This window comes from Kribbella sp. VKM Ac-2569 (genome assembly GCF_004216905.1).
In the GTDB taxonomy this organism is placed as follows: domain Bacteria; phylum Actinomycetota; class Actinomycetes; order Propionibacteriales; family Kribbellaceae; genus Kribbella.
On record NZ_SGXJ01000003.1, the window covers coordinates 622,924 to 640,029 of the forward strand.

The 17,106-nt window shown below is 66.7% G+C and carries 25 protein-coding genes; 15 read left to right on the forward strand and 10 right to left on the reverse strand.

Going from position 1 to position 17,106, the window contains the following annotated elements; all coding sequences use genetic code 11:
* The first annotated feature begins 23 nt into the window (after positions 1-23).
* On the forward strand, positions 24-2,384 hold the full coding sequence (locus tag EV649_RS23260) for an excinuclease ABC subunit UvrA (RefSeq protein WP_130385674.1): 2,361 nt from the start codon (positions 24-26) through the stop codon (positions 2,382-2,384).
* A gap of 2 nt (positions 2,385-2,386) precedes the next feature.
* Here the strand turns inward: EV649_RS23260 and EV649_RS23265 are convergent, their stop codons facing one another.
* Positions 2,387-3,184, reverse strand: a complete 798-nt coding sequence (locus EV649_RS23265; protein ID WP_130385675.1) for an alpha/beta fold hydrolase — start codon at positions 3,182-3,184, stop codon at positions 2,387-2,389.
* A 51-nt stretch (positions 3,185-3,235) separates the two neighbouring features.
* On the opposite strand from EV649_RS23265, the gene EV649_RS23270 reads away from it, so the two are divergent.
* The 4 genes from EV649_RS23270 (at position 3,236) to EV649_RS23280 (ending at position 4,784) form a co-directional block, all read left to right on the forward strand.
* Positions 3,236-3,604: a MerR family transcriptional regulator gene (locus EV649_RS23270; RefSeq protein WP_130385676.1), complete on the forward strand. Its 369-nt coding sequence runs from the start codon at positions 3,236-3,238 to the stop codon at positions 3,602-3,604.
* Between the two features lie 91 nt (positions 3,605-3,695).
* The gene (locus EV649_RS23275; protein WP_130385677.1) at positions 3,696-4,040 is read left to right on the forward strand and encodes a VOC family protein; all 345 of its coding nucleotides are present in this window, start codon (positions 3,696-3,698) and stop codon (positions 4,038-4,040) included.
* Between the two features lie 2 nt (positions 4,041-4,042).
* Positions 4,043-4,204, forward strand: a complete 162-nt coding sequence (locus EV649_RS41180; protein WP_198682637.1) for a hypothetical protein — start codon at positions 4,043-4,045, stop codon at positions 4,202-4,204.
* Positions 4,167-4,784, forward strand: coding sequence for an HAD-IA family hydrolase (locus EV649_RS23280; RefSeq protein WP_130385678.1), 618 nt, complete (start codon positions 4,167-4,169; stop codon positions 4,782-4,784). The genes EV649_RS41180 and EV649_RS23280 overlap by 38 nt, the downstream gene beginning before the upstream one ends.
* A gap of 1 nt (position 4,785) precedes the next feature.
* On the opposite strand, the gene EV649_RS23285 is transcribed toward EV649_RS23280, so the two are convergent.
* Positions 4,786-5,211 carry an Ohr family peroxiredoxin gene (locus EV649_RS23285; RefSeq protein ID WP_241998557.1) on the reverse strand — a complete coding sequence of 142 codons (426 nt, stop codon included), beginning with the start codon at positions 5,209-5,211 and terminating at the stop codon, positions 4,786-4,788.
* Between the two features lie 111 nt (positions 5,212-5,322).
* Here EV649_RS23285 and EV649_RS23290 point away from each other — a divergent pair, with 111 nt between their 5' ends.
* Positions 5,323-6,111 (forward strand): helix-turn-helix transcriptional regulator, encoded by a 789-nt coding sequence (locus EV649_RS23290; RefSeq protein ID WP_130385679.1) that lies wholly within the window; start codon positions 5,323-5,325, stop codon positions 6,109-6,111.
* Positions 6,112-6,207: 96 nt separating this feature from the next.
* Here EV649_RS23290 and EV649_RS23295 read toward each other — a convergent pair whose 3' ends face one another.
* Genes EV649_RS23295 through EV649_RS23305 form a run of 3 tightly spaced genes read right to left on the reverse strand, consistent with a single transcriptional unit; the run spans position 6,208 to position 8,707 of the window.
* Complete coding sequence (locus tag EV649_RS23295; RefSeq protein ID WP_130385680.1) at positions 6,208-6,660, reverse strand: GNAT family N-acetyltransferase; 453 nt, start codon at positions 6,658-6,660, stop codon at positions 6,208-6,210.
* A gap of 12 nt (positions 6,661-6,672) precedes the next feature.
* Positions 6,673-8,127 carry an NAD(P)/FAD-dependent oxidoreductase gene (locus tag EV649_RS23300; protein WP_130385681.1) on the reverse strand — a complete coding sequence of 485 codons (1,455 nt, stop codon included), beginning with the start codon at positions 8,125-8,127 and terminating at the stop codon, positions 6,673-6,675.
* Between the two features lies 1 nt (position 8,128).
* On the reverse strand, positions 8,129-8,707 hold the full coding sequence (locus tag EV649_RS23305; protein WP_130385682.1) for a hypothetical protein: 579 nt from the start codon (positions 8,705-8,707) through the stop codon (positions 8,129-8,131).
* 135 nt (positions 8,708-8,842) lie between these two features.
* Here EV649_RS23305 and EV649_RS23310 point away from each other — a divergent pair, with 135 nt between their 5' ends.
* Genes EV649_RS23310 through EV649_RS23320 form a run of 4 tightly spaced genes read left to right on the forward strand, consistent with a single transcriptional unit; the run spans position 8,843 to position 10,892 of the window.
* A complete protein-coding gene (locus EV649_RS23310; RefSeq protein WP_130385683.1) occupies positions 8,843-9,412 on the forward strand; it encodes a TetR/AcrR family transcriptional regulator in 570 nt (189 codons plus the stop codon).
* Positions 9,413-9,439: 27 nt separating this feature from the next.
* Positions 9,440-9,667, forward strand: coding sequence for a PHP domain-containing protein (locus EV649_RS41185; protein WP_198682638.1), 228 nt, complete (start codon positions 9,440-9,442; stop codon positions 9,665-9,667).
* A gap of 17 nt (positions 9,668-9,684) precedes the next feature.
* Entirely contained in the window at positions 9,685-10,131 is a 447-nt protein-coding gene (locus EV649_RS41190; protein WP_198682639.1) for a hypothetical protein, read from the forward strand.
* A gap of 14 nt (positions 10,132-10,145) precedes the next feature.
* A complete protein-coding gene (locus EV649_RS23320; RefSeq protein ID WP_157996290.1) occupies positions 10,146-10,892 on the forward strand; it encodes an inositol monophosphatase in 747 nt (248 codons plus the stop codon).
* A gap of 13 nt (positions 10,893-10,905) precedes the next feature.
* On the opposite strand, the gene EV649_RS23325 is transcribed toward EV649_RS23320, so the two are convergent.
* Entirely contained in the window at positions 10,906-11,988 is a 1,083-nt protein-coding gene (locus tag EV649_RS23325) for an FAD-dependent oxidoreductase (protein ID WP_130385685.1), read from the reverse strand.
* Entirely contained in the window at positions 11,985-12,128 is a 144-nt protein-coding gene (locus EV649_RS40870) for a hypothetical protein (protein ID WP_157996291.1), read from the reverse strand. The genes EV649_RS23325 and EV649_RS40870 overlap by 4 nt, the downstream gene beginning before the upstream one ends.
* A 71-nt stretch (positions 12,129-12,199) precedes the next feature.
* Between EV649_RS40870 and EV649_RS23330 the strand changes: the two genes are divergently transcribed.
* Positions 12,200-13,189 carry a helix-turn-helix domain-containing protein gene (locus EV649_RS23330; protein ID WP_130385686.1) on the forward strand — a complete coding sequence of 330 codons (990 nt, stop codon included), beginning with the start codon at positions 12,200-12,202 and terminating at the stop codon, positions 13,187-13,189.
* A 61-nt stretch (positions 13,190-13,250) separates the two neighbouring features.
* On the opposite strand, the gene EV649_RS23335 is transcribed toward EV649_RS23330, so the two are convergent.
* Positions 13,251-13,568 (reverse strand): hypothetical protein, encoded by a 318-nt coding sequence (locus tag EV649_RS23335; protein WP_130385687.1) that lies wholly within the window; start codon positions 13,566-13,568, stop codon positions 13,251-13,253.
* A 126-nt stretch (positions 13,569-13,694) separates the two neighbouring features.
* Here EV649_RS23335 and EV649_RS23340 point away from each other — a divergent pair, with 126 nt between their 5' ends.
* From EV649_RS23340 to EV649_RS23355, 4 genes are all read left to right on the forward strand, one after another.
* Positions 13,695-13,991, forward strand: coding sequence for a hypothetical protein (locus tag EV649_RS23340; RefSeq protein ID WP_198682640.1), 297 nt, complete (start codon positions 13,695-13,697; stop codon positions 13,989-13,991).
* An 87-nt stretch (positions 13,992-14,078) separates the two neighbouring features.
* Positions 14,079-14,777 carry a class I SAM-dependent methyltransferase gene (locus EV649_RS23345; RefSeq protein WP_206751589.1) on the forward strand — a complete coding sequence of 233 codons (699 nt, stop codon included), beginning with the start codon at positions 14,079-14,081 and terminating at the stop codon, positions 14,775-14,777.
* Positions 14,778-14,817: 40 nt separating this feature from the next.
* Positions 14,818-15,405, forward strand: a complete 588-nt coding sequence (locus EV649_RS23350) for a hypothetical protein (RefSeq protein ID WP_130385690.1) — start codon at positions 14,818-14,820, stop codon at positions 15,403-15,405.
* Positions 15,406-15,604: 199 nt separating this feature from the next.
* Positions 15,605-15,910 (forward strand): serine hydrolase, encoded by a 306-nt coding sequence (locus tag EV649_RS23355; protein WP_130385691.1) that lies wholly within the window; start codon positions 15,605-15,607, stop codon positions 15,908-15,910.
* Here the strand turns inward: EV649_RS23355 and EV649_RS23360 are convergent.
* Complete coding sequence (locus EV649_RS23360) at positions 15,892-16,305, reverse strand: NUDIX domain-containing protein (protein ID WP_130385692.1); 414 nt, start codon at positions 16,303-16,305, stop codon at positions 15,892-15,894. The two genes, EV649_RS23355 and EV649_RS23360, sit on opposite strands and share 19 nt — an antisense overlap.
* A 79-nt stretch (positions 16,306-16,384) precedes the next feature.
* A complete protein-coding gene (locus tag EV649_RS23365) occupies positions 16,385-16,984 on the reverse strand; it encodes an acyltransferase (protein ID WP_130385693.1) in 600 nt (199 codons plus the stop codon).
* Between the last annotated feature and the right edge of the window lie 122 nt (positions 16,985-17,106).

The window sequence follows — 17,106 nt, forward strand, 5'->3', positions numbered from 1 at the left end:
CCTTTTCGCCGAGAGGTAAGAGCATGAGCCGCGACGAGCATGTTGCCGACAGCCACGACCTGATCCGGGTGACCGGGGCCCGGGTGAACAACCTGAAGGACGTCAGTGTCGAGATCCCGAAGCGCCGGCTGACGGCGTTCACCGGGGTGTCCGGGTCGGGTAAGAGCTCGCTCGTGTTCGGCACCATCGCGGCGGAGTCGCAGCGGCTGATCAACGAGACGTACAGCGCGTTCGTCCAGGGCTTCATGCCGAACCAGGCCCGCCCGGAGGTCGACGTACTCGACGGCCTGACCACCGCGATCATCGTCGACCAGGAGCGGATGGGCGCCAACCCGCGCTCCACGGTCGGTACGGCGACCGACGCGAACGCGATGCTCCGGATCCTGTTCAGCCGGATCGCGAAACCGCACGCCGGCCCGCCGACGGCGTACTCGTTCAACGTCCCGAAGCGGACCGCGACCGGTTCGATGACCGCCGACAAGGGCGCCGGGGAGAAGAAGGTCGTCCGCGAGGCCGTGTACGCCGGCGGCATGTGCCCGCGCTGCGAGGGCATGGGCTCGGTGACGGACTTCGACCTGACCGCGCTGTACGACGAGAACAAGTCGCTGAACGAGGGCGCGCTGACGATCCCCGGCTACAGCATGGACGGCTGGTACGGGCGGATCTTCCGCGGCGCCGGGTACTTCAACCCGGACAAGCCGATCAAGAAGTACACCAAGAAGGAACTGCACGACCTGCTGCACCGGGAAGCGACCAAGATCAAGGTCGAGGGCATCAACCTCACCTACACCGGCATCATCCCGGCGATCCAGCGGTCGTTCCTGTCCAAGGACGTGGACGCGATGCAGCCGCACATCCGCGCGTTCGTCGAGCGGGCGGTGACGTTCACGATCTGCCCCGACTGCAACGGGACCCGGCTCAGCGCCGAGGCGCTGGGGTCGAAGATCAAGGGCAAGAACATCGCGGACCTGTGCGCGATGCAGATCACCGACCTGGCCGCGTGGATCCGCGAGCTGAAGGAGCCGTCGGTCGCACCGCTGCTGAAGGCGCTGGGCCACGCGCTCGACTCGTTCGTCGACATCGGCCTCGGCTACCTGTCGCTGGAGCGACCGGCCGGCACGCTGTCCGGCGGCGAGGCGCAGCGGACGAAGATGATCCGCCACCTCGGGTCGTCGCTCACCGACGTCACGTACGTGTTCGACGAGCCGACGATCGGCCTGCACCCGCACGACATCCAGCGGATGAACGAGCTGCTGCTGCAGCTGCGCGACAAGGGCAACACCGTCCTCGTCGTGGAGCACAAGCCGGAGACGATCGCGATCGCGGACCACGTGATCGACCTCGGTCCCGGCGCGGGCTCCGGTGGTGGCGAGGTGGTGTTCGAGGGAACGCTCGACAAGCTGCGCACCAGCGGCACTCTCACCGGGCGGCACCTGGACGACAAGGCCTCGGTCAAGTCGTCCGTGCGGTCCGGCTCGGGTGCACTGGAGGTCCGCGGGGCCTCGACGAACAACCTGCAGGACGTGGACGTCGACGTACCGCTCGGTGTCCTGGTGGTCGTGACCGGGGTCGCCGGGTCGGGGAAGAGTTCGCTGATCCAGGGGTCGGTCGCCGATCTCGAGGGCGTGGTGGCGATCGATCAGGGCGCGATCCGCGGGTCGCGGCGGAGCAACCCGGCGACGTACACGGGGCTGCTGGACCCGATCCGGAAGGCGTTCGCGAAGGAGAACGGCGTGAAGCCGGCGCTGTTCAGCGCGAACTCCGAGGGTGCCTGCCCGGCCTGCAAGGGCGCGGGCGTGATCTACACCGAGCTCGGCGTGATGGCGACCGTCGAGGCCCCTTGCGAGGAGTGCGAGGGGAAGCGGTTCCAGGCCGCCGTACTGGAGTACACCTTCGGCGGGAAGAACATCGCCGAGGTGCTCGCGATGCCGGTGTCGGAGGCGCTGGCGTACTTCGCCGAGGGTGACGCGAAGACGCCGGCCGCCGAGAAGATCCTGGAGCGGCTGGCGGACGTCGGGCTCGGGTACCTGTCGCTCGGGCAGCCACTAACGACCCTGTCTGGTGGAGAGCGGCAGCGGTTGAAGCTGGCGACGCACATGGGGGAGAAGGGCGGCATCCTCGTCCTCGACGAGCCGACGACCGGTCTGCACCTGGCCGACGTCGAGCAACTCCTCGCTCTGCTGGACCGCCTGGTCGACTCCGGCAAGTCGGTCATCGTCATCGAGCACCACCAGGCCGTCATGGCCCACGCCGACTGGATCATCGACCTCGGTCCCGGCGCCGGCCACGACGGCGGCAAGGTGGTGTTCGAAGGCACTCCGGCCGACTTGATCAAAAAGCCGAAGACGCTGACCGGGAAGCATCTCGCGGAGTACGTCGCCTGACGCTACTTGGACTCGACGTCAGCACTCTTCCAAGCCGTGTCGTCGATCCCGAGCGCGTGCTGCAGGTACGCCAGCGTCACGCGCCGGACCAGGTCGAGCCGTTCCGGACTCTCGTCGGTGGTCTCCCGGGCGTCGTACCCCGGGATGCCGCCGAGCGAATGCTCCCCACCGGGAACCATCAGCAGGCTCTTCGGCCCTGGGCTCAGATGGTACGGATCCGTCGTCCACTCCGGCCCGCGGGTCGAGAAGGGTAAGTCGTCGTTGTCCCCGGCAACCACCAGCGCGGGCGTGCGCATGAGGTCGAAGCGCGGGTTCATGAACGGATAGTGCTCAGCGGCGTACGGCGTGAGGTCGGCCCCTCGTCCCGCGGTCGCGAGGAGCACGCCCGCCTTCACACGTGGGTCCGACAGATCGGCCCCGGGGTCGCCCACCTGCAGCCCGAGTAGGTTGCCCGCGGTCTGGCCGCCGAACGAATGTCCCGCCACCGCAATCCGCTCGCGGTCAATCGTGAGTGCCAGGGCCGCTTCGACGAGGGCAAGCTCGTCGAGCACGCGCCATACGTCGTCCACCCGCATCCGCCAGCCGTGCGGGTCCGCGTCGTGGGTGTGGTTCGGTTGCACGACGGCGAATCCGTGCGCGGCCCAGTAGTCCGTCAGCGGACCGTAGGCCTCCATCGAGGAGCCATATCCGTGGGAGAACACCACCACGGGCAGGGCGCCGTCGCGCTCGGCAGGCGCCGTCACGCGCGCCTGCAGTTCGCCGCCGAACGGCACCGGTTTGATCGAGATCACTTTGTTCATGTCTCGTACGCTAAAACCTGACGTTGACGTCAGAGGCAAGGGAGATCGGAGATGCGGATCGGCGAGCTGGCCGCGCGGACCGGGGTGAGTGTGCGGGCGTTGCGCTACTACGAGGAGCAAGAGCTGCTCGCGTCGGAACGCAGTACCAGCGGCCAACGGCACTACCCGGACGACGCGGTCGACCGGGTCGAGCTGATCCAGCAGCTGTACGGCGCCGGCCTGTCCAGCAAAGCGATCGTCTCGCTCCTGCCCTGCGTCGTCGACGGTGACGCCACGCCGGAGCTCCTCGACCGGCTCGCCGTCGAACGCGACCGGATCGACCGGCACATCGAGGACCTCGTGAGCGCGCGGAACCGGCTCGACAAGGTGATGGCCAACGCCGGGCGAAACCTGCGCACCGGCGAACACTGCCGCAACTGATCAGGAATCGAGAAGCACCGGGCAGGGGTCCCGAAATAGCGTGAGAGTCACTGAACGTCAGGGGCAACCGCCCCAGAGAATTGGAGACGAAATGACTGGCACGCAAGGCGTCAACACGATCCTGCACCCCGTGACCGACCTCGAGAAGGCCAAGCCGGTGTACGCCGCTCTGCTCGGTGTCGAGCCGATGGCGGACTCGCCGTACTACGTCGGGTTCGAGGCCGAAGGCCAGCAGATCGGGCTGGTCCCGAACAGCGACATGACCTCGCCGATCGCGTACTGGCACGTGACCGACATCGAGGCCAAGATCAAGGAGATCACCGAGGCCGGCGGCACGCTCAAGGACGCCCCGAAGGACGTCGGCGCCGGGCGGCTCGTCGCCACCCTCACCGACCCCGACGGCAACGTTCTCGGCATTCTCCAGGACCCGTCCTGATCATGTGCCACGTCCCGGAGGAGTACCGCGCGGCGCTGTTCGGCGTACGCCGTCAGCCGGAGGAGGCTGCCGGCGTCGAGGAAATCCCCGTGTGCGCGGACGAGCAGCTGGGGCATGATCTGGTCCATGGGCGACTCGATCCGGCACGTGCTGTTCGACGCTGACGGCGTACTGCAGGATCTTCCAGGCGGTTGGTACGCGGCGATGGAGCCGTATCTGGGCGACCGCGCCCGGGACTTCCTCCACGAGACCTGGTCCGACGAACTGCCGATGCTGGCCGGGCGCGGTGACTACATGCCGGTGCTCGCGGCGTCGCTGGAGAAGTACGGCGTGAGCACACCGGCCATCGAGGTGTACGACGCGGTGTGGAAGAACATCGTGCTGATCGAGGAGTCACTCGACATCGTGCGAACCCTGAAGCGGAACGGGTACGGCGTACACCTCGGCACCAACCAGGAGTGCTACCGCGGCGCGCACATGCGGGAGGTCCTCGGGTACGACGACCTGTTCGACGTCAGTTGCTACTCGTACGACCTCGGTGTCGCGAAACCCAACCCGTCTTTCTTCACCCGCGCCGCGGAGCGCATCGGCGCCGACGCGGACTCGATCCTATTCATCGACGACACCGCCAAGAACATCACCGGCGCCCGCACCGCCGGCCTCCAGGCCGAACAATGGGACTTCACGCAGGGGCACTTTGCCCTCCACGCGCTCTTCACCAAGCACGGGGTCGCGGCTGCTTAGGTCACTCGACGACGATTTCTACCGGGATGTTGCCTTGGGTGGCGCGGGAGTAGGGGCAGATGTTGTGGGCTGCTTCGATCAGTTTGCGGCCGGGCTCGCCTTGGAGGTGGTCGGGGAGTTCGATGCGCAGTACGGCGGCGAGGGTGAACCTCCCGGTGGTGGGGACGAGGCTGATCTCGGCGGTGACCGCGACGTCCTTGGCGTCAAGGTTCCGGGCTTGGCCGATGCGGTCCAGGACTGTGGAGAAGCAGGCGGCCCAGCCCGCGGCGAGCAGTTGTTCGGGGTTGAGGCCGTCGCCGGTGCCGCCCAGTTCCTTCGGCAGGGCGAGCTGGACGTCGAGTTGCCCGTCGGCGGTGACGGCGCGGGCGTCGCGTCCGGACGAGGTCGCGACGGCTGTGTAGGTGGGGTTCAGGTCGGTGGAGTTCATGGTGGTTGCCTTCCGGGTCGATTGCGAACAACGATCCGGGGCGATGGGGGAGTGGCTCAATTACCTCCTTGTTAATGGCCGCGCGGCGTGCGTCCGCCGTACGCTGATTTTGTGACCGTGCTGGAAGAGCCGCAGACCGCGGGGGAGATGCTTCGCTTCTGGCGGATGCACCGGAAGCTGAGTCAGCTCGAGTTGGCGCTCGATGCCGAGGTGTCGACCAAGCATCTGAGCTTCGTGGAGACGGGGCGCGCGCAACCGAGCCGGCAGCTGTTGGTCCATCTCTCGAACCATCTCGACCTACCGCTGGCCGAACAGAACCGGTTGCTGCTCGCGGGTGGGTTCGCGCCGCGGTACCTCGACGAGCCGTACCACTCCGACGCGATGCTCCCGCTCCGCGAACCGCTGCGCCAACTCCTCGACGCGCACCTGCCGAACCCGGCGCTGATCGTCGACGGCCTCTGGAACCTGATCGACGCGAACGACGCCGCGTCACTGCTCTGGGACGGCGTCGACCCCGAACTCCTGAAGCCGCCGATAAACATGCTGCGCCTCGCGCTGCATCCCGGCGGCCTACCGAGCATCTCGTCCATGACGGCGGCGTGCAGCGTCCCGCTCATCCACCAACTGAAACGCAAGAGCCGCGACACCGCCGACCAACCGCTCGCGGACCTCCTCGAAGAACTCGAGCCCTACCTCCCCTCCGCGCCCCTCACCGGCCCAACCCAACAGCCGATGGTCACCCTGGACCTACAGACCCGCCTGGGCCCCGTCCGCCTCTTCACGTTGATCGCAACGATCGGCGCCCCCTTAGAAGTAACAGCCGCCAACCTCGCCATCGAAACCTTCCTCCCCACAGACCCCACCAGCGCCAAACGCCTCCAGTCCCTGGCGTCGCAATGACCGCCGCCATGAACCAGTCCGTCCTGAACGCCGCTGACAGTTTCCGGAACTAATTCGGCACCAGCTGGCGAAAATGTTCCGAAGAGCTGCAGGGTTCTAGTCGCGGTGGCGCTGGAGGAGTTGGCGGGATGACTCGAAGCCGAGGCGTTCGTAGACCGGTACCGCTTTGCGGCCGGAGTGGACTGTTATGTGCAGGGCGCCGGCGTCTATCGCGTGCTCCGATGCAGCCTTGACGAGTGCCGACCCGATTCCCCGGCCCCGGGCGTCCGGCATGACAAAGACGCTCTGGATGTCCGCGGACATCCGGCTCGTCGCCCCAGGTCTCGGAACGCGCGGAACGAGCGCAACCCACGCCATGCCGACGATCTCCGGCTGATCGAGCCGCGCTACGTACGCCACGTGCGCGCTCTCACGAGCGGCCCACCACTGCGCGAACTCCACTGCGAACGCGTCGACCGCCCGCCCCTCCAGCTCCTCGTCACTGCTGTTCAACCACAACAACCGCGCGAGCCCCGCAACATCATCTGCACCAGCCTGATTGATCCGCACGACCGGAGTCTTTCATGGACGCGGATCCCACTGCAGGCGGTCGGTTTCGAGCAGCCGGAGCCAGATCTCGCTGATCGTCGGGTAGGCGGGTACGGCATGCCAGAGGCGATCCAGTGGGACCTCACCGGCGATGGCGATCGTGGCCGCATGCAGCAGTTCGGCGACGTCGGGCCCGACCGCGGTGAACCCGATCAGGATGTTGCGGTCGGCATCGACGATCATCCGCGCCTGCCCGCGGTAGTCGTCGGCATGCAGAGCAGCACCAGCGACCGCTCCGAGGTCATAGTCGACAATCCGGATGTTCACACCGTCGGCTGCTGCGGCTTCGGCGGACAGGCCAACGGCGGCCACCTCGGGATCGGTGAAGATCACCTGCGTCACGGCGCGTTCGTCGGCCGTGACCGCGTGCCGTCCCCACGGACTCAGGTCGAGCTCCTCGCCACGAGCTCGTACGGCGATCGCGTCGCCCAGCGCGCGACCTTGGTACTTGCCGTGATGGGTGAGGAGGACACGCTTGTTCACGTCGCCCGCGGCGTACAGCCAACCCTCGCCGACAGGATCGCCGGCGTCGTCGACAACAGCGAGTGTGTCATCGACGCGCAGCCAGTCTCCCGGCGTGAGGCCGATGTGATCCAGGCCGAGGTCTTTCGTGTTGGGCGTGCGTCCGGTCGCGACGAGAACCTCGTCGGCGTCGATGGTGGCGCCGTCGGAGAGAGTCAGATGTACGCCGTCGGCATCCCGACGTGCCTCAGCAACCTCGACGTCCAGATGAAGCGCGACGCCCGCAGTACGGAGAGCGGCCGCCACATGTTCACTGGCGAACGGCTCCACTCCCGGCAGCAGTCGGCTCTGAGAAACGAGCGTCACCTGCGAGCCGAGCGCGCTGAAGGCGGTGGCCATCTCGGAGCCGACTACCCCGCCGCCGATGATGGCCAACCTCGTCGGGATGTTCTGTACGGCGGCCGCCTCGCGGCTCGTCCACGGTGCCACGTCCGCCAGTCCGCGGATGGGTGGCAGGTGGGCGCTGCTGCCGGTGGCGATCACGACCGCGTGGCGTGCTTGCACGGTGGTCGTCGTACCGTCCGTTTGGGTGACCGTGACGGTACGGGTCCCGGTGATGCGTCCGTGGCCGCGCACCAGGTTGATCCCGGCGTGGTTGAGCCACTCGACCTGGCCGGAATCGCTCCAGTTGGAGGCGAATCGGTCGCGCCGGGCGAGCACCGCGGCCGGGTCCAGGTCGCCCTTGATGGTTTGGCCGGCGGCCGGCAGTGCGCGAGCGGCGCGTACTGCGGCGGCGTCGCGGAGCAGGGCCTTGGTCGGCATGCAGGCCCAGTACGAACACTCGCCGCCGACGAGTTCGTGTTCCACGATCGCCGCAGTCAGTCCGCCCTGCACCACTCGGTCGGCGACGTTCTCGCCGACCGGTCCGCCGCCGATGATCACGACGTCGAACAGCTTCTCCGTCATGTCAGTTCACCTTCGCGGCGAGGCGTTGGAGCCGGATCGCGGAGATCAGGAAGAAGATGCCGCCCAGGATCGCGTACCCGGCAACGTTGGTGAGCGACGCCTTAGGCCCACCGGCCATCAGGATGAAGCTGCTGCCGGCCAGGACCGAGATGCCGCCGCTGAGAATCATCGCCCACTGACCACCGAGCCGGTAGCGCAGGATCGCGACGACCAACTGGACGATGCCCGCCGTGATCGCCCACGCGCCCCACACCCGCAGCACGCTCGGGATCCCGGACCCGGCCGCGACGGCCAACCCGATCGCGGTGAGCAGGCTCAACGCCATGTTGACGTAGAGCGGCGCCTTCGGGCGCGTCGTACCCGACGAACGGAAGTCGATCACCGCCGCCGCGACGTCGAACAGCGGGTAGATCACCAGAAGAGCGGTTGCTCCGGGGTTGATCTTCTTGGCGATCGCCATCATCAGGACCGCCCAGACGACGGCGAACCCGAAGCGGACGTAGTACAGCGTGCGCAGCGCCTTCGTACTGTCGGCGGCGCCGGCCACCGGGCCGGCAGTGGCTGCATAGGAACTGGACACCAGGTGCCTCTCATCTCACGTAGATAGAACGATCGGTACAGCTGGAGCGTGCCGCAAGCTGTCTCCCGTTGTCAAGACCGATCGTTCTATCTGCTAATCTCGGGATACCTGAAGAGATCCGGAAGGGGAGGCGGTATGTCGGAAGCACGGTCGCGACTGCTCAGCACGGCCACTGGGCTCTTCTACGTCGAAGGCATTCGCGCTGTGGGCGTCGACCGCGTCATCGCCGAGGCGCAGGTGACACGCGCCACCCTCTACCGGCATTTCTCGAGCAAGGACGACCTGATCGTCGCGTACCTGACCCAGGCCGACGAGGCGATCCGGGCGCAGGTGAACGCCGCGCGGGCCCAGGACGCGAGCCCGGCCGACATCATTCGAGCCGTCAGCCGGTCCATCGCCGATGACATCCAGAGCGCCGGCTTCCGAGGCTGCGCGTTCCTCAACGCCGCCGCCGAGTACCCGGACCCGGCCTTCGCGGTGCACCAGGCGGTCCTCAAGCACCGGCAGTGGTTCCTGTGGACGATGGCCGAACTCTTCACCGGCCTCGGCAAGATCGACCCCGAACCCGCGGCCCGCCATTTCGTCATGCTCCGGGACGGCGCCATGGCCGCCGGCTGCCTGACCGACCCCAAGCCCGTCTGCGAAACCTTCCTCCGCGGAGTAGAAGGCCTCCTCACCTACCGCAGCCGCGAAGAACACGGTTGAAAAGGCTCGCGCGCGTAGCATCGTCGGATGCTGCCCGCCGACAATCACGTGCACAGCCAGTGGTCGTGGGACGCGCTGCATGGCTCGATGGAAGCGACATGCGAGCGGGCCGTCGAACTGGGCGTACCGGCTCTCGCGTTCACCGACCACGCCGACTTCACGCCGTGGACCATCTCCGACGGCACGGAACTCCCCGCAGCGTGGCAGACCTTCGTCAGCGGTGGAATCCTGACCCCGCTGACTTCGACCTGGTGATCAGTGCGGTGCACTCGATGACGACCGACGCCGGCCTTGGCGAGATCTCGCTGGCCTACGACGCCCGTCCCGCCGCCGAGGTGGTCCGGGAGTATTTGGCCGAGACGCTGCGGATGATCGAGCAGTACGACGGATTCGACGTACTGGCGCATGTCGACTACCCGCTCCGGTATTGGCCTGCCGCCGTTCCCTTCGATGAAGGTGCGTTCGAGGAGGAGTTCCGTGCGGTTCTTCGGGCTCTCGCGCACAGCGGCAAAGCGTTGGAGATCAACACCAAGGTGCCTTTGGGCCCACGGATTCTGCGGTGGTGGCACGGCGAAGGGGGAGAGGCGGTCACGTTCGGCAGCGACGCGCACGAGGCGGCGGTGCTCGGGCGGGGATTTCCTGAGGCGGTCGCGATGGCCGAGGCCTGCGGGTTCCGTCCGGGGCCGACGGCGTGGGGCGCCTGGGTGCGTGGCGACTGATAATGTCGGCCGGGATGGATGAGGATCTTCAGTTGGCGTTTGGTGCTGTGGGGTTGGCGGCTGAGGTTGCTGTTGGGTATTTCGGGGCTGGGGTTACGGCGACATTGAAGGCTGACGGTACGCCGGTCACGGAGGCCGATCGGGCTGTCGAGCGGCTGCTTCGGGAGACGTTGTCCGAGGCTCGGCCCTGTGATGCGTTTCTGGGGGAGGAACTGGGCGAGTTGGGGGAGTCCGACCGGGTCTGGATTCTCGATCCGATCGATGGCACCAGGTTCTTCAGCGAAGGTGACCCGAACTGGCGGATCCAGATCGCGCTGGAGGTTCGAGGGGTCACCGAGCTCGCGGTCGTCGCATCTCCCGCGCTGGGTCGCTGCTGGTGGGCGACGCGAGGCGGCGGCGCGTTCGAGTCGTCCTGGCCACGTGACGAGACATTCCGTCTCGAGGTCAGTACGACGGCGTCCCCGGAAAGCGCCGTACTGGTTGCTCTGGACAACGGCTCCGAAGCTCGCCTTCCGTCGGCTGGCCCGCCGTCGACCCCGCTGCCGCTGATCGAACTCGCCCGCGGCGAGATCGACGCGTTCCTCGTCGAGCGCTACCACAAGTGGGACCACGCGCCGTGGATCCTGATCGTCGAAGAGGCCGGCGGCCGGTTCACCAATCCCGCTGGCGGCAACTCGGCCGACCAAGGCGGCGGCCTGTACTCGAACGCCGCCCTCCACAACCACCTGCTCTCCGCCCTGCACTACCCACTGCGTCCCTGACAGAAGTACACCGTCACGGACCGAACCGTTCCGGGCGGAAGTCCGCGAGCAGCTCGTCTCGCTTACCGCTGACGATCTCCGACGCGAGCAACCGGCCGATCACTGGCCCGAGCGTGATGCCGCTGTGGGAGACGGCCTCGTAGTAACCCGGCACAGACGGCACTGCTCCCACCGAGGGAAACCCGTCGGTCGGGATCGGCCGTTCGACGACCCGTGTCTGTGCGATGCGGGAGTTGCTCAGCTCGGGTACGACGTACTGCGCCTGTTCATGCAGCCGCCGGGCGAGTTCGGCAGGGTCTTCGCCGGTGTCGATGAGTGCGTCGATCTCGCGGCTGTGGAGCACTACTGAGGCGTCACCATCAGGACGGATCTCGATGTGGGGCGCGTGCATGGCCCGATGAACTGGGACCTGAGCACCGCTGAGCCGCGTGACGACGCCGGGTTCGCGGCGCATCGGCAAACGTCGTGAGATGAGCCCGGCGATGTGAGAGGCGCTGGGGCCTGCCGCGTTCACGACGACGTCGACGTCGAGGTGGGTTCCGTCGGACAGCGCGACTGTCCGGCTGTTCCGGTTGGCACCGATCTCGCGCACAGCAGTGCCGAAGCGATGCTCAGCGCCGGATGCGGCGGCGTGGCGGATCAGGCTGCCGACGAGCTGGCGTCCGTGCACCCAGGCTTCGTCGGGGTAGAACAGGACTGGAATCTCGTCGGGTATCGCGACAGCAGGCTCGAGGTGGCGGCGTACCTCGGCTCCTGTCCGCACCTCAAACCGGTAGTCCCAAGCAGCCAACAGATCCGCTGTCTTCAGAAGCTCTGCCGGATCGTCGGCCCAGCGCAGGTGGCCGCTGGGATGCCACCATGAGCCTGGCCCAATGGCGCCGGCGAGTTCACGGTACGCCGCTATGCCCGCGACGTTCAGGTCGAAGTAGGGCTTGCGCGCGGTCTTGTTGCTGGCGTTGACCCACGAGAACGACCAGTTGGTGACACCTTCGCCTGGCCGGCCGGCGTCGATGAAGATCACCTTGGCTCCGAGCCGGGACAAGTTCCAGCCCACGCAAGCGCCCAGGACGCCCACTCCAATAACAGCAACCTTCATCGCCGACGCTCCACATCGCCTTTGTTGACAAGGGTTCTTGCCCAGCGATCAGCCTGGTCACCGAGGACTTTGTCGGTGAGCCAGCCCATCGCGACGAGCAGGCCGATGGATCCGGCCGTGATGAGTACTGCGAGCAACATGTCATTCATCGTCGAGCGGATCGATCCACGGAGACAGTGGCAAGAATGCCGTTCTCCGATAGATTCTGGTCATGCATCGAGTGGCAGTTCTCGCGGTCGACGGGATCCACAGCTTCGACCTGTCGATGCCGCTGCAGGTGTTCAGTACGGCGCATTCGCTGGAAAAGGCGCCGGGGGAGTTCTTCGGTCCGCGGCTGTACGACGTACGGGTCTGTGGTGATGGTCGCGACCTGCTTGTCGCAGGTGTCGGGGGAGTAGAGATGTACCGGCTCACTCCGCCATACCCGTTGGCCGCTGCGATCGACGCGGACACCATCGTCGTCATCGGCGTACCCGCAGGCCGCGAACCGCTGACCGAAGCGCTCGATCTGCTGCGCGAGGCGCACCGGCGCGGCATCAGGATCGCCTCGATCAGCGCCGGTGGCGCCTGGGTGATGGCGGCGTCCGGTTTGCTGGACGGCCGGCGGTTGGCGACGCATTGGTCGCGGGCAAACGTGCTGGCCGAGCGGTACCCGCAGGTGGTCGTTGATACCGACGCGCTCTACATCGACCACGGCGACGTACTGACCTCAGCCGGCGCGGCCAGTGGCATCGACATGTGCCTGCACATGATCCGTCAGGACTTCGGATCCGCGGTTGCCGCCGATGTCGCCAGGCACATGGTCGTGCCGCCACAACGCGACGGCGGCCAAGCGCCGTACATCGCACACCCGGACCCCGGAGACGATCACGGATCGCTCGAGCCGACAATGCGGTGGCTACGAGAACGCCTGGGGGAGCCGGTGACCCTGGCGGACATCGCGTCGTACGCCGGAACGAGCCCGCGCACCCTGAACCGCAGATTCCGCGAACAGACCGGCACCACGCCGCTCCAATGGTTGCTGCGGCAACGAGTGCATCATGCGCAGGAACTGCTGGAAACCACCGACCTGTCCGTCGAGGAAATCTCCAGGCACTGCGGCTTCGGTACGTCGATCGCGATGCGCCAGCACTTCGCCAAACACATCAAGACCTCACCAATGACCTACCGCCGTACGTTCCGCGCCCGCATCGACCCATGAGCGTTGCTACTGACGACGGAGCCCCGCCGCGGTGTGCGGCGGGGCTCCGTCCTTGGACGACCTAGCGAGCGGTCGGCACCGGCTCGCGGCGGCCGGCATCGATGGCGAGGTCACCGACGTAGTTGGTGCGCAGGGTGAAGCGGTCCCGGCTGTTGGCCTTGACCCACTCCGCAGCCTTTCCGGCGGCTGTGTCAGCCTGCGCCCGGGTCTCCCAGGTGCTGATCGAGACGAAGGCGTTCTCCTCGACCTGGGCAACCCCGTAGGACACGAAACCCTGGCTCTCCTTGAACAAGGGAACCATCCCGGTCTTCGCCTGGCCGACGACCTCGTCGAAGGTGCCGGTCTTGATGTCGTACAGAGCGACGCGCGTGCAGCGCATGATGTGCCTTCCTGTGGTGGAGCGGCCCGCGCAAACCCGCGAACCAGTTCCACAACTGAACCTACGCTAGTAATCCAATACTGGCAATCCAGTTCCTAGATCTGTCCATCTAGTATGCTCTGTGTCATGGCCTGGGGCTTCCTGACGAACCACGCGCAAGCACTGCTGTGCATTGCGCACGATCCGGGCGTGCGGTTGCGGGAGATCGCGATCGCGCTCGGTATCACTGAGCGCGCCGCGTTCGGCATCGTCACCGATCTGGTGGTTGCCGGATACGTGGTCAAGGACAAGAACGGCCGCCGCAACCGCTACGCGGTCCAGGTCGACAAGCCACTACCGGAGGCTCTGCTCAACCAGCGAACGGTCGGCCAACTCGTGGACCTCCTCGCGCACACCGAACTGGACACGCACGACAACGCCTGACGGCGGACAACTTTGTCGGTCGCGGCGACGTCTGACGTCGGACCGGTCGCACCGACGGTGCGAGTCTGCCGACAGAAGGAGCGCTTGGTGCCGAAGACCGATTACGACGAGTTCGCTGAGGCGTACTCCGTGGACAACGAGGTCAATCTGCTCAACGGCTACTACGAACGGCCGGCGGTGGTGAGCCTTGCCGGTGAGGTGGACGGCCGTCGCATCCTCGACGTCGGCTGTGGCTCCGGTCCGCTGTCGGCGGCGCTCCGTGACAAGGGTGCGATCATGTCCGGCTTCGACCTGAGTGCGGCCATGATCGAACTGGCCCGTCGGAGGCTGGGGGAGGACGCCGACCTGACCGTCGCCGACCTGGCCAAGCCGCTCCCGTACGACGATGCCGCCTTCGATGACGTCGTTGCCTCGCTCGTCCTGCATTACCTGGAGGACTGGACCGAGCCGCTGGCAGAGCTGCGCCGAGTGCTGAAGCCGGGCGGACGCCTGATCCTGTCGTTGAACCACCCGATCGTCTACACGGCATTGAACCCCGAGGGCGAGTACTTCGACGTTGCTGAGTTCACCTTCGACGCCGAGCACGCCGGCCGTACGGTCGTCTACTCGATCTGGCACCGGCCGCTGCAGGCGATGTCCGACGCCTTCACGGCGGCAGGTTTCCGGATCTCGGTCATCAGCGAACCGCCGATCTCCCCGGACACGCCGGCCGAACTGCGTCCGAAGGAACTGGAGCACCCGGCGAGGTTCATCAGCTTCATCTTCTTCGTCCTCGAGGCGTGCTGAAGTCACGATCGGAGCGCCGCGGTGCCATAGGGTTTGGGCCGTGTCTGAAACCGACGTACTCGTCCTACGGCCGGCTGCGGGTCCGCGCCGCCAGGTCCTCACGATCGCCGCGGTGATCGCTGTGACCCTCGTTGTCGCCGGCGTCCTGGCCGGCGGCCGGCCCGCACTGATCACCTGCATCGGTCTCGTCCTGTTGCTGGCGGCCACCATTGCCGTCTATCTGCGGCGCTCCCGCATCGTCGTCACCCCAGTCGATATCTCGGCGCGCGGCCTGACCTTCCACCGCCGTCGCGACCGCGCGCTCGCCGCCTCGTTGATCCGGGCAACGGTGGTCCAGCCCGGGGCTGTCTCCGAGACCATCGTCGTACTCGACGGCGGCGGACACGCCCTGCTGAGCATCAACGGCGCTCTCTACGCGCCCGCCGATCTCGACCGGCTGGTGAACCACCTCGGACTGCCCACCGGCAGGCCGGACGGGCTGGTCACCATGGCGCAACTGGCCCGCGAACGGCCCGGGACCGTGGGCTGGATCGGGCGGAACCTGATCGCGTTCACGCTGCTGTGCGCCCTCGGCTTCGCCGTCGCCGCGGTGGTTCTCGGAACCGTGGTCGCGGCCCTGACAGACTGAGGGGGCCAGCGATCACACCGTCGCGGACGCTCGCCCAGCTGTACCGCGGCATCGATCTGGGTTGGCACACAGGTGCACAGGTCTACGCCTCCATCGCGGGACAAGTTCTGATCGATCTGGCGGTGGGCGAGGCACGTCCAGGTGTTTCCAATCACCCAACTGGGCCGGTTCTACGAGGCCCCTGCTCGAGGGTCGGCTGATGTCGGCTCCGGTCCTCGAGGCGATGACGACTCGACATCTGTGCGGCGTACTGGACGAATACCTGCAGGAGACCGTGGACCGCGGATTGGGATTCATGCTCGGTTCATCCAATCCTGCGCACGGCTATGGGGCGTTTGCCTCTCCTCGCACTTTTGGTCACGGCGGCCGGACGTGGAGTGTCGGCTTCGCTGACCCTGCGCGGGACCTGGCCATCGCCGTCTACTGGAACGGCATGGCAGACGCCGAAACTCCCGCCCGGCGGCTGCCTGATCTGCTGAACGCGGTCTACCTTGACCTCGACTGACGCTGGACGGCGCTCAGGAGGTTCGGCAGGCTCTCCGGGTGGGCCATCTTCAAGTCCGCGAGATCACTGGGCCGGAACCAGCGAAGATCGTCGTGCTCCTCGGGTGCGGCGTTGACAGGTTCTCCGTCCCAGCGCGTGATGAGGAACGCGTGTACGTCGAGGGTCGGGTCGCTGACCGTCATCGGGATGGGTACGGGGTCGTGGACGTGGATACCGAGTTCTTCGAGGCATTCCCGGCTGACGGCCTGGTGAGGCAACTCGCCCGACTCGACATGTCCGCCGGCGGAGAAGCTCCAGCTGTCGGGATACCACCGACGCGCTGGATGGCGATGCACAAGGAGCACGAGACCGTCACGCACAAGTACAGCAACTGAGATCGGAATCAGGGCGGCCATGGAGGCACCCTAGGCGCAAACGCGATGCACCGCAGCCGCGCGTCACCTGCTGCGGATGATCGACGTACCGGAAGGCTGGTCAGGGTCGGGCATTCGGGTAGGTGACGGCTCGCAGGACCTTCGCCGGTGCGCCCGCAGCGACGGAGTACGGCGGAATGTCCTGCGTGACAACGCTGTTGGCGCCGATCACGCATCTCTCGCCGATCGTCACCCCACTCGTGACGACCACGTTCGCCCCCAGCCAGACGTTGTCGCCGATCCGCGTCGGCCCCTTGGAATCGAACCCCTGCCACGGGACCGGCCGATCCGGATCGTCGAACCGATGATTGGCATCCGTCACGAAGCACCCGTTCGCGAGCATGCAGTGCGACCCGATCTCCACCAGGTCGAGAGCCGCGACCATCACCGCGATGTTCAGGAACGTGCCCTCGCCGATCCGCACCCGTCCCTCGTCGCCCATGGTGATCCACACGTTGGGCTCGAACATCGTGTTGGCCCCGACCTCGAGCCGCCCGTTCTGCAAAGCCTCCAGCACGTTCCCGTGCAACGGCCACCGCGCGAACGCCCCGCGCCGCATCAGCTCCCAGTGGATCCGTCCCCGGTTCCACGGCAACGAACTCCGCTGGTACCAGCGCCACTTCTGCACCCAGACCTTCAACTGCCCGCGAAGCTCCTCCACACTCGCCAGGCTACGCAACAAGGACCCCACCGAACATCAACTGATACTGGTATCTCTCCAAGCTCGCCAAGAGGTTGGAGATGTCATGTAAGTGCGAGTTCTCGCATCTGATGCAACTCCCA

What these genes read in the sequence shown, in the direction of transcription:
- EV649_RS23340 (WP_198682640.1), top strand. Translation starts at nt 13,695, where the DNA reads ATGGCCTGGGGCTTCCTGACGAACCACGCGCAAGCACTGCTGTGCATT.
- EV649_RS23280 (WP_130385678.1), top strand. Translation starts at nt 4,167, where the DNA reads ATGGGCGACTCGATCCGGCACGTGCTGTTCGACGCTGACGGCGTACTG.
- EV649_RS23325 (WP_130385685.1), bottom strand. Translation starts at nt 11,988, where the DNA reads ATGAAGGTTGCTGTTATTGGAGTGGGCGTCCTGGGCGCTTGCGTGGGC.
- EV649_RS23300 (WP_130385681.1), bottom strand. Translation starts at nt 8,127, where the DNA reads ATGACGGAGAAGCTGTTCGACGTCGTGATCATCGGCGGCGGACCGGTC.
- EV649_RS23355 (WP_130385691.1), top strand. Translation starts at nt 15,605, where the DNA reads ATGTCGGCTCCGGTCCTCGAGGCGATGACGACTCGACATCTGTGCGGC.
- EV649_RS41185 (WP_198682638.1), top strand. Translation starts at nt 9,440, where the DNA reads ATGCTGCCCGCCGACAATCACGTGCACAGCCAGTGGTCGTGGGACGCG.
- EV649_RS23310 (WP_130385683.1), top strand. Translation starts at nt 8,843, where the DNA reads ATGTCGGAAGCACGGTCGCGACTGCTCAGCACGGCCACTGGGCTCTTC.
- EV649_RS41190 (WP_198682639.1), top strand. Translation starts at nt 9,685, where the DNA reads ATGACGACCGACGCCGGCCTTGGCGAGATCTCGCTGGCCTACGACGCC.
- EV649_RS23260 (WP_130385674.1), top strand. Translation starts at nt 24, where the DNA reads ATGAGCCGCGACGAGCATGTTGCCGACAGCCACGACCTGATCCGGGTG.
- EV649_RS23360 (WP_130385692.1), bottom strand. Translation starts at nt 16,305, where the DNA reads ATGGCCGCCCTGATTCCGATCTCAGTTGCTGTACTTGTGCGTGACGGT.
- EV649_RS40870 (WP_157996291.1), bottom strand. Translation starts at nt 12,128, where the DNA reads ATGTTGCTCGCAGTACTCATCACGGCCGGATCCATCGGCCTGCTCGTC.
- EV649_RS23330 (WP_130385686.1), top strand. Translation starts at nt 12,200, where the DNA reads ATGCATCGAGTGGCAGTTCTCGCGGTCGACGGGATCCACAGCTTCGAC.
- EV649_RS23270 (WP_130385676.1), top strand. Translation starts at nt 3,236, where the DNA reads ATGCGGATCGGCGAGCTGGCCGCGCGGACCGGGGTGAGTGTGCGGGCG.
- EV649_RS23275 (WP_130385677.1), top strand. Translation starts at nt 3,696, where the DNA reads ATGACTGGCACGCAAGGCGTCAACACGATCCTGCACCCCGTGACCGAC.
- EV649_RS23285 (WP_241998557.1), bottom strand. Translation starts at nt 5,211, where the DNA reads ATGAACTCCACCGACCTGAACCCCACCTACACAGCCGTCGCGACCTCG.
- EV649_RS41180 (WP_198682637.1), top strand. Translation starts at nt 4,043, where the DNA reads ATGTGCCACGTCCCGGAGGAGTACCGCGCGGCGCTGTTCGGCGTACGC.
- EV649_RS23335 (WP_130385687.1), bottom strand. Translation starts at nt 13,568, where the DNA reads ATGCGCTGCACGCGCGTCGCTCTGTACGACATCAAGACCGGCACCTTC.
- EV649_RS23320 (WP_157996290.1), top strand. Translation starts at nt 10,146, where the DNA reads ATGGATGAGGATCTTCAGTTGGCGTTTGGTGCTGTGGGGTTGGCGGCT.
- EV649_RS23265 (WP_130385675.1), bottom strand. Translation starts at nt 3,184, where the DNA reads ATGAACAAAGTGATCTCGATCAAACCGGTGCCGTTCGGCGGCGAACTG.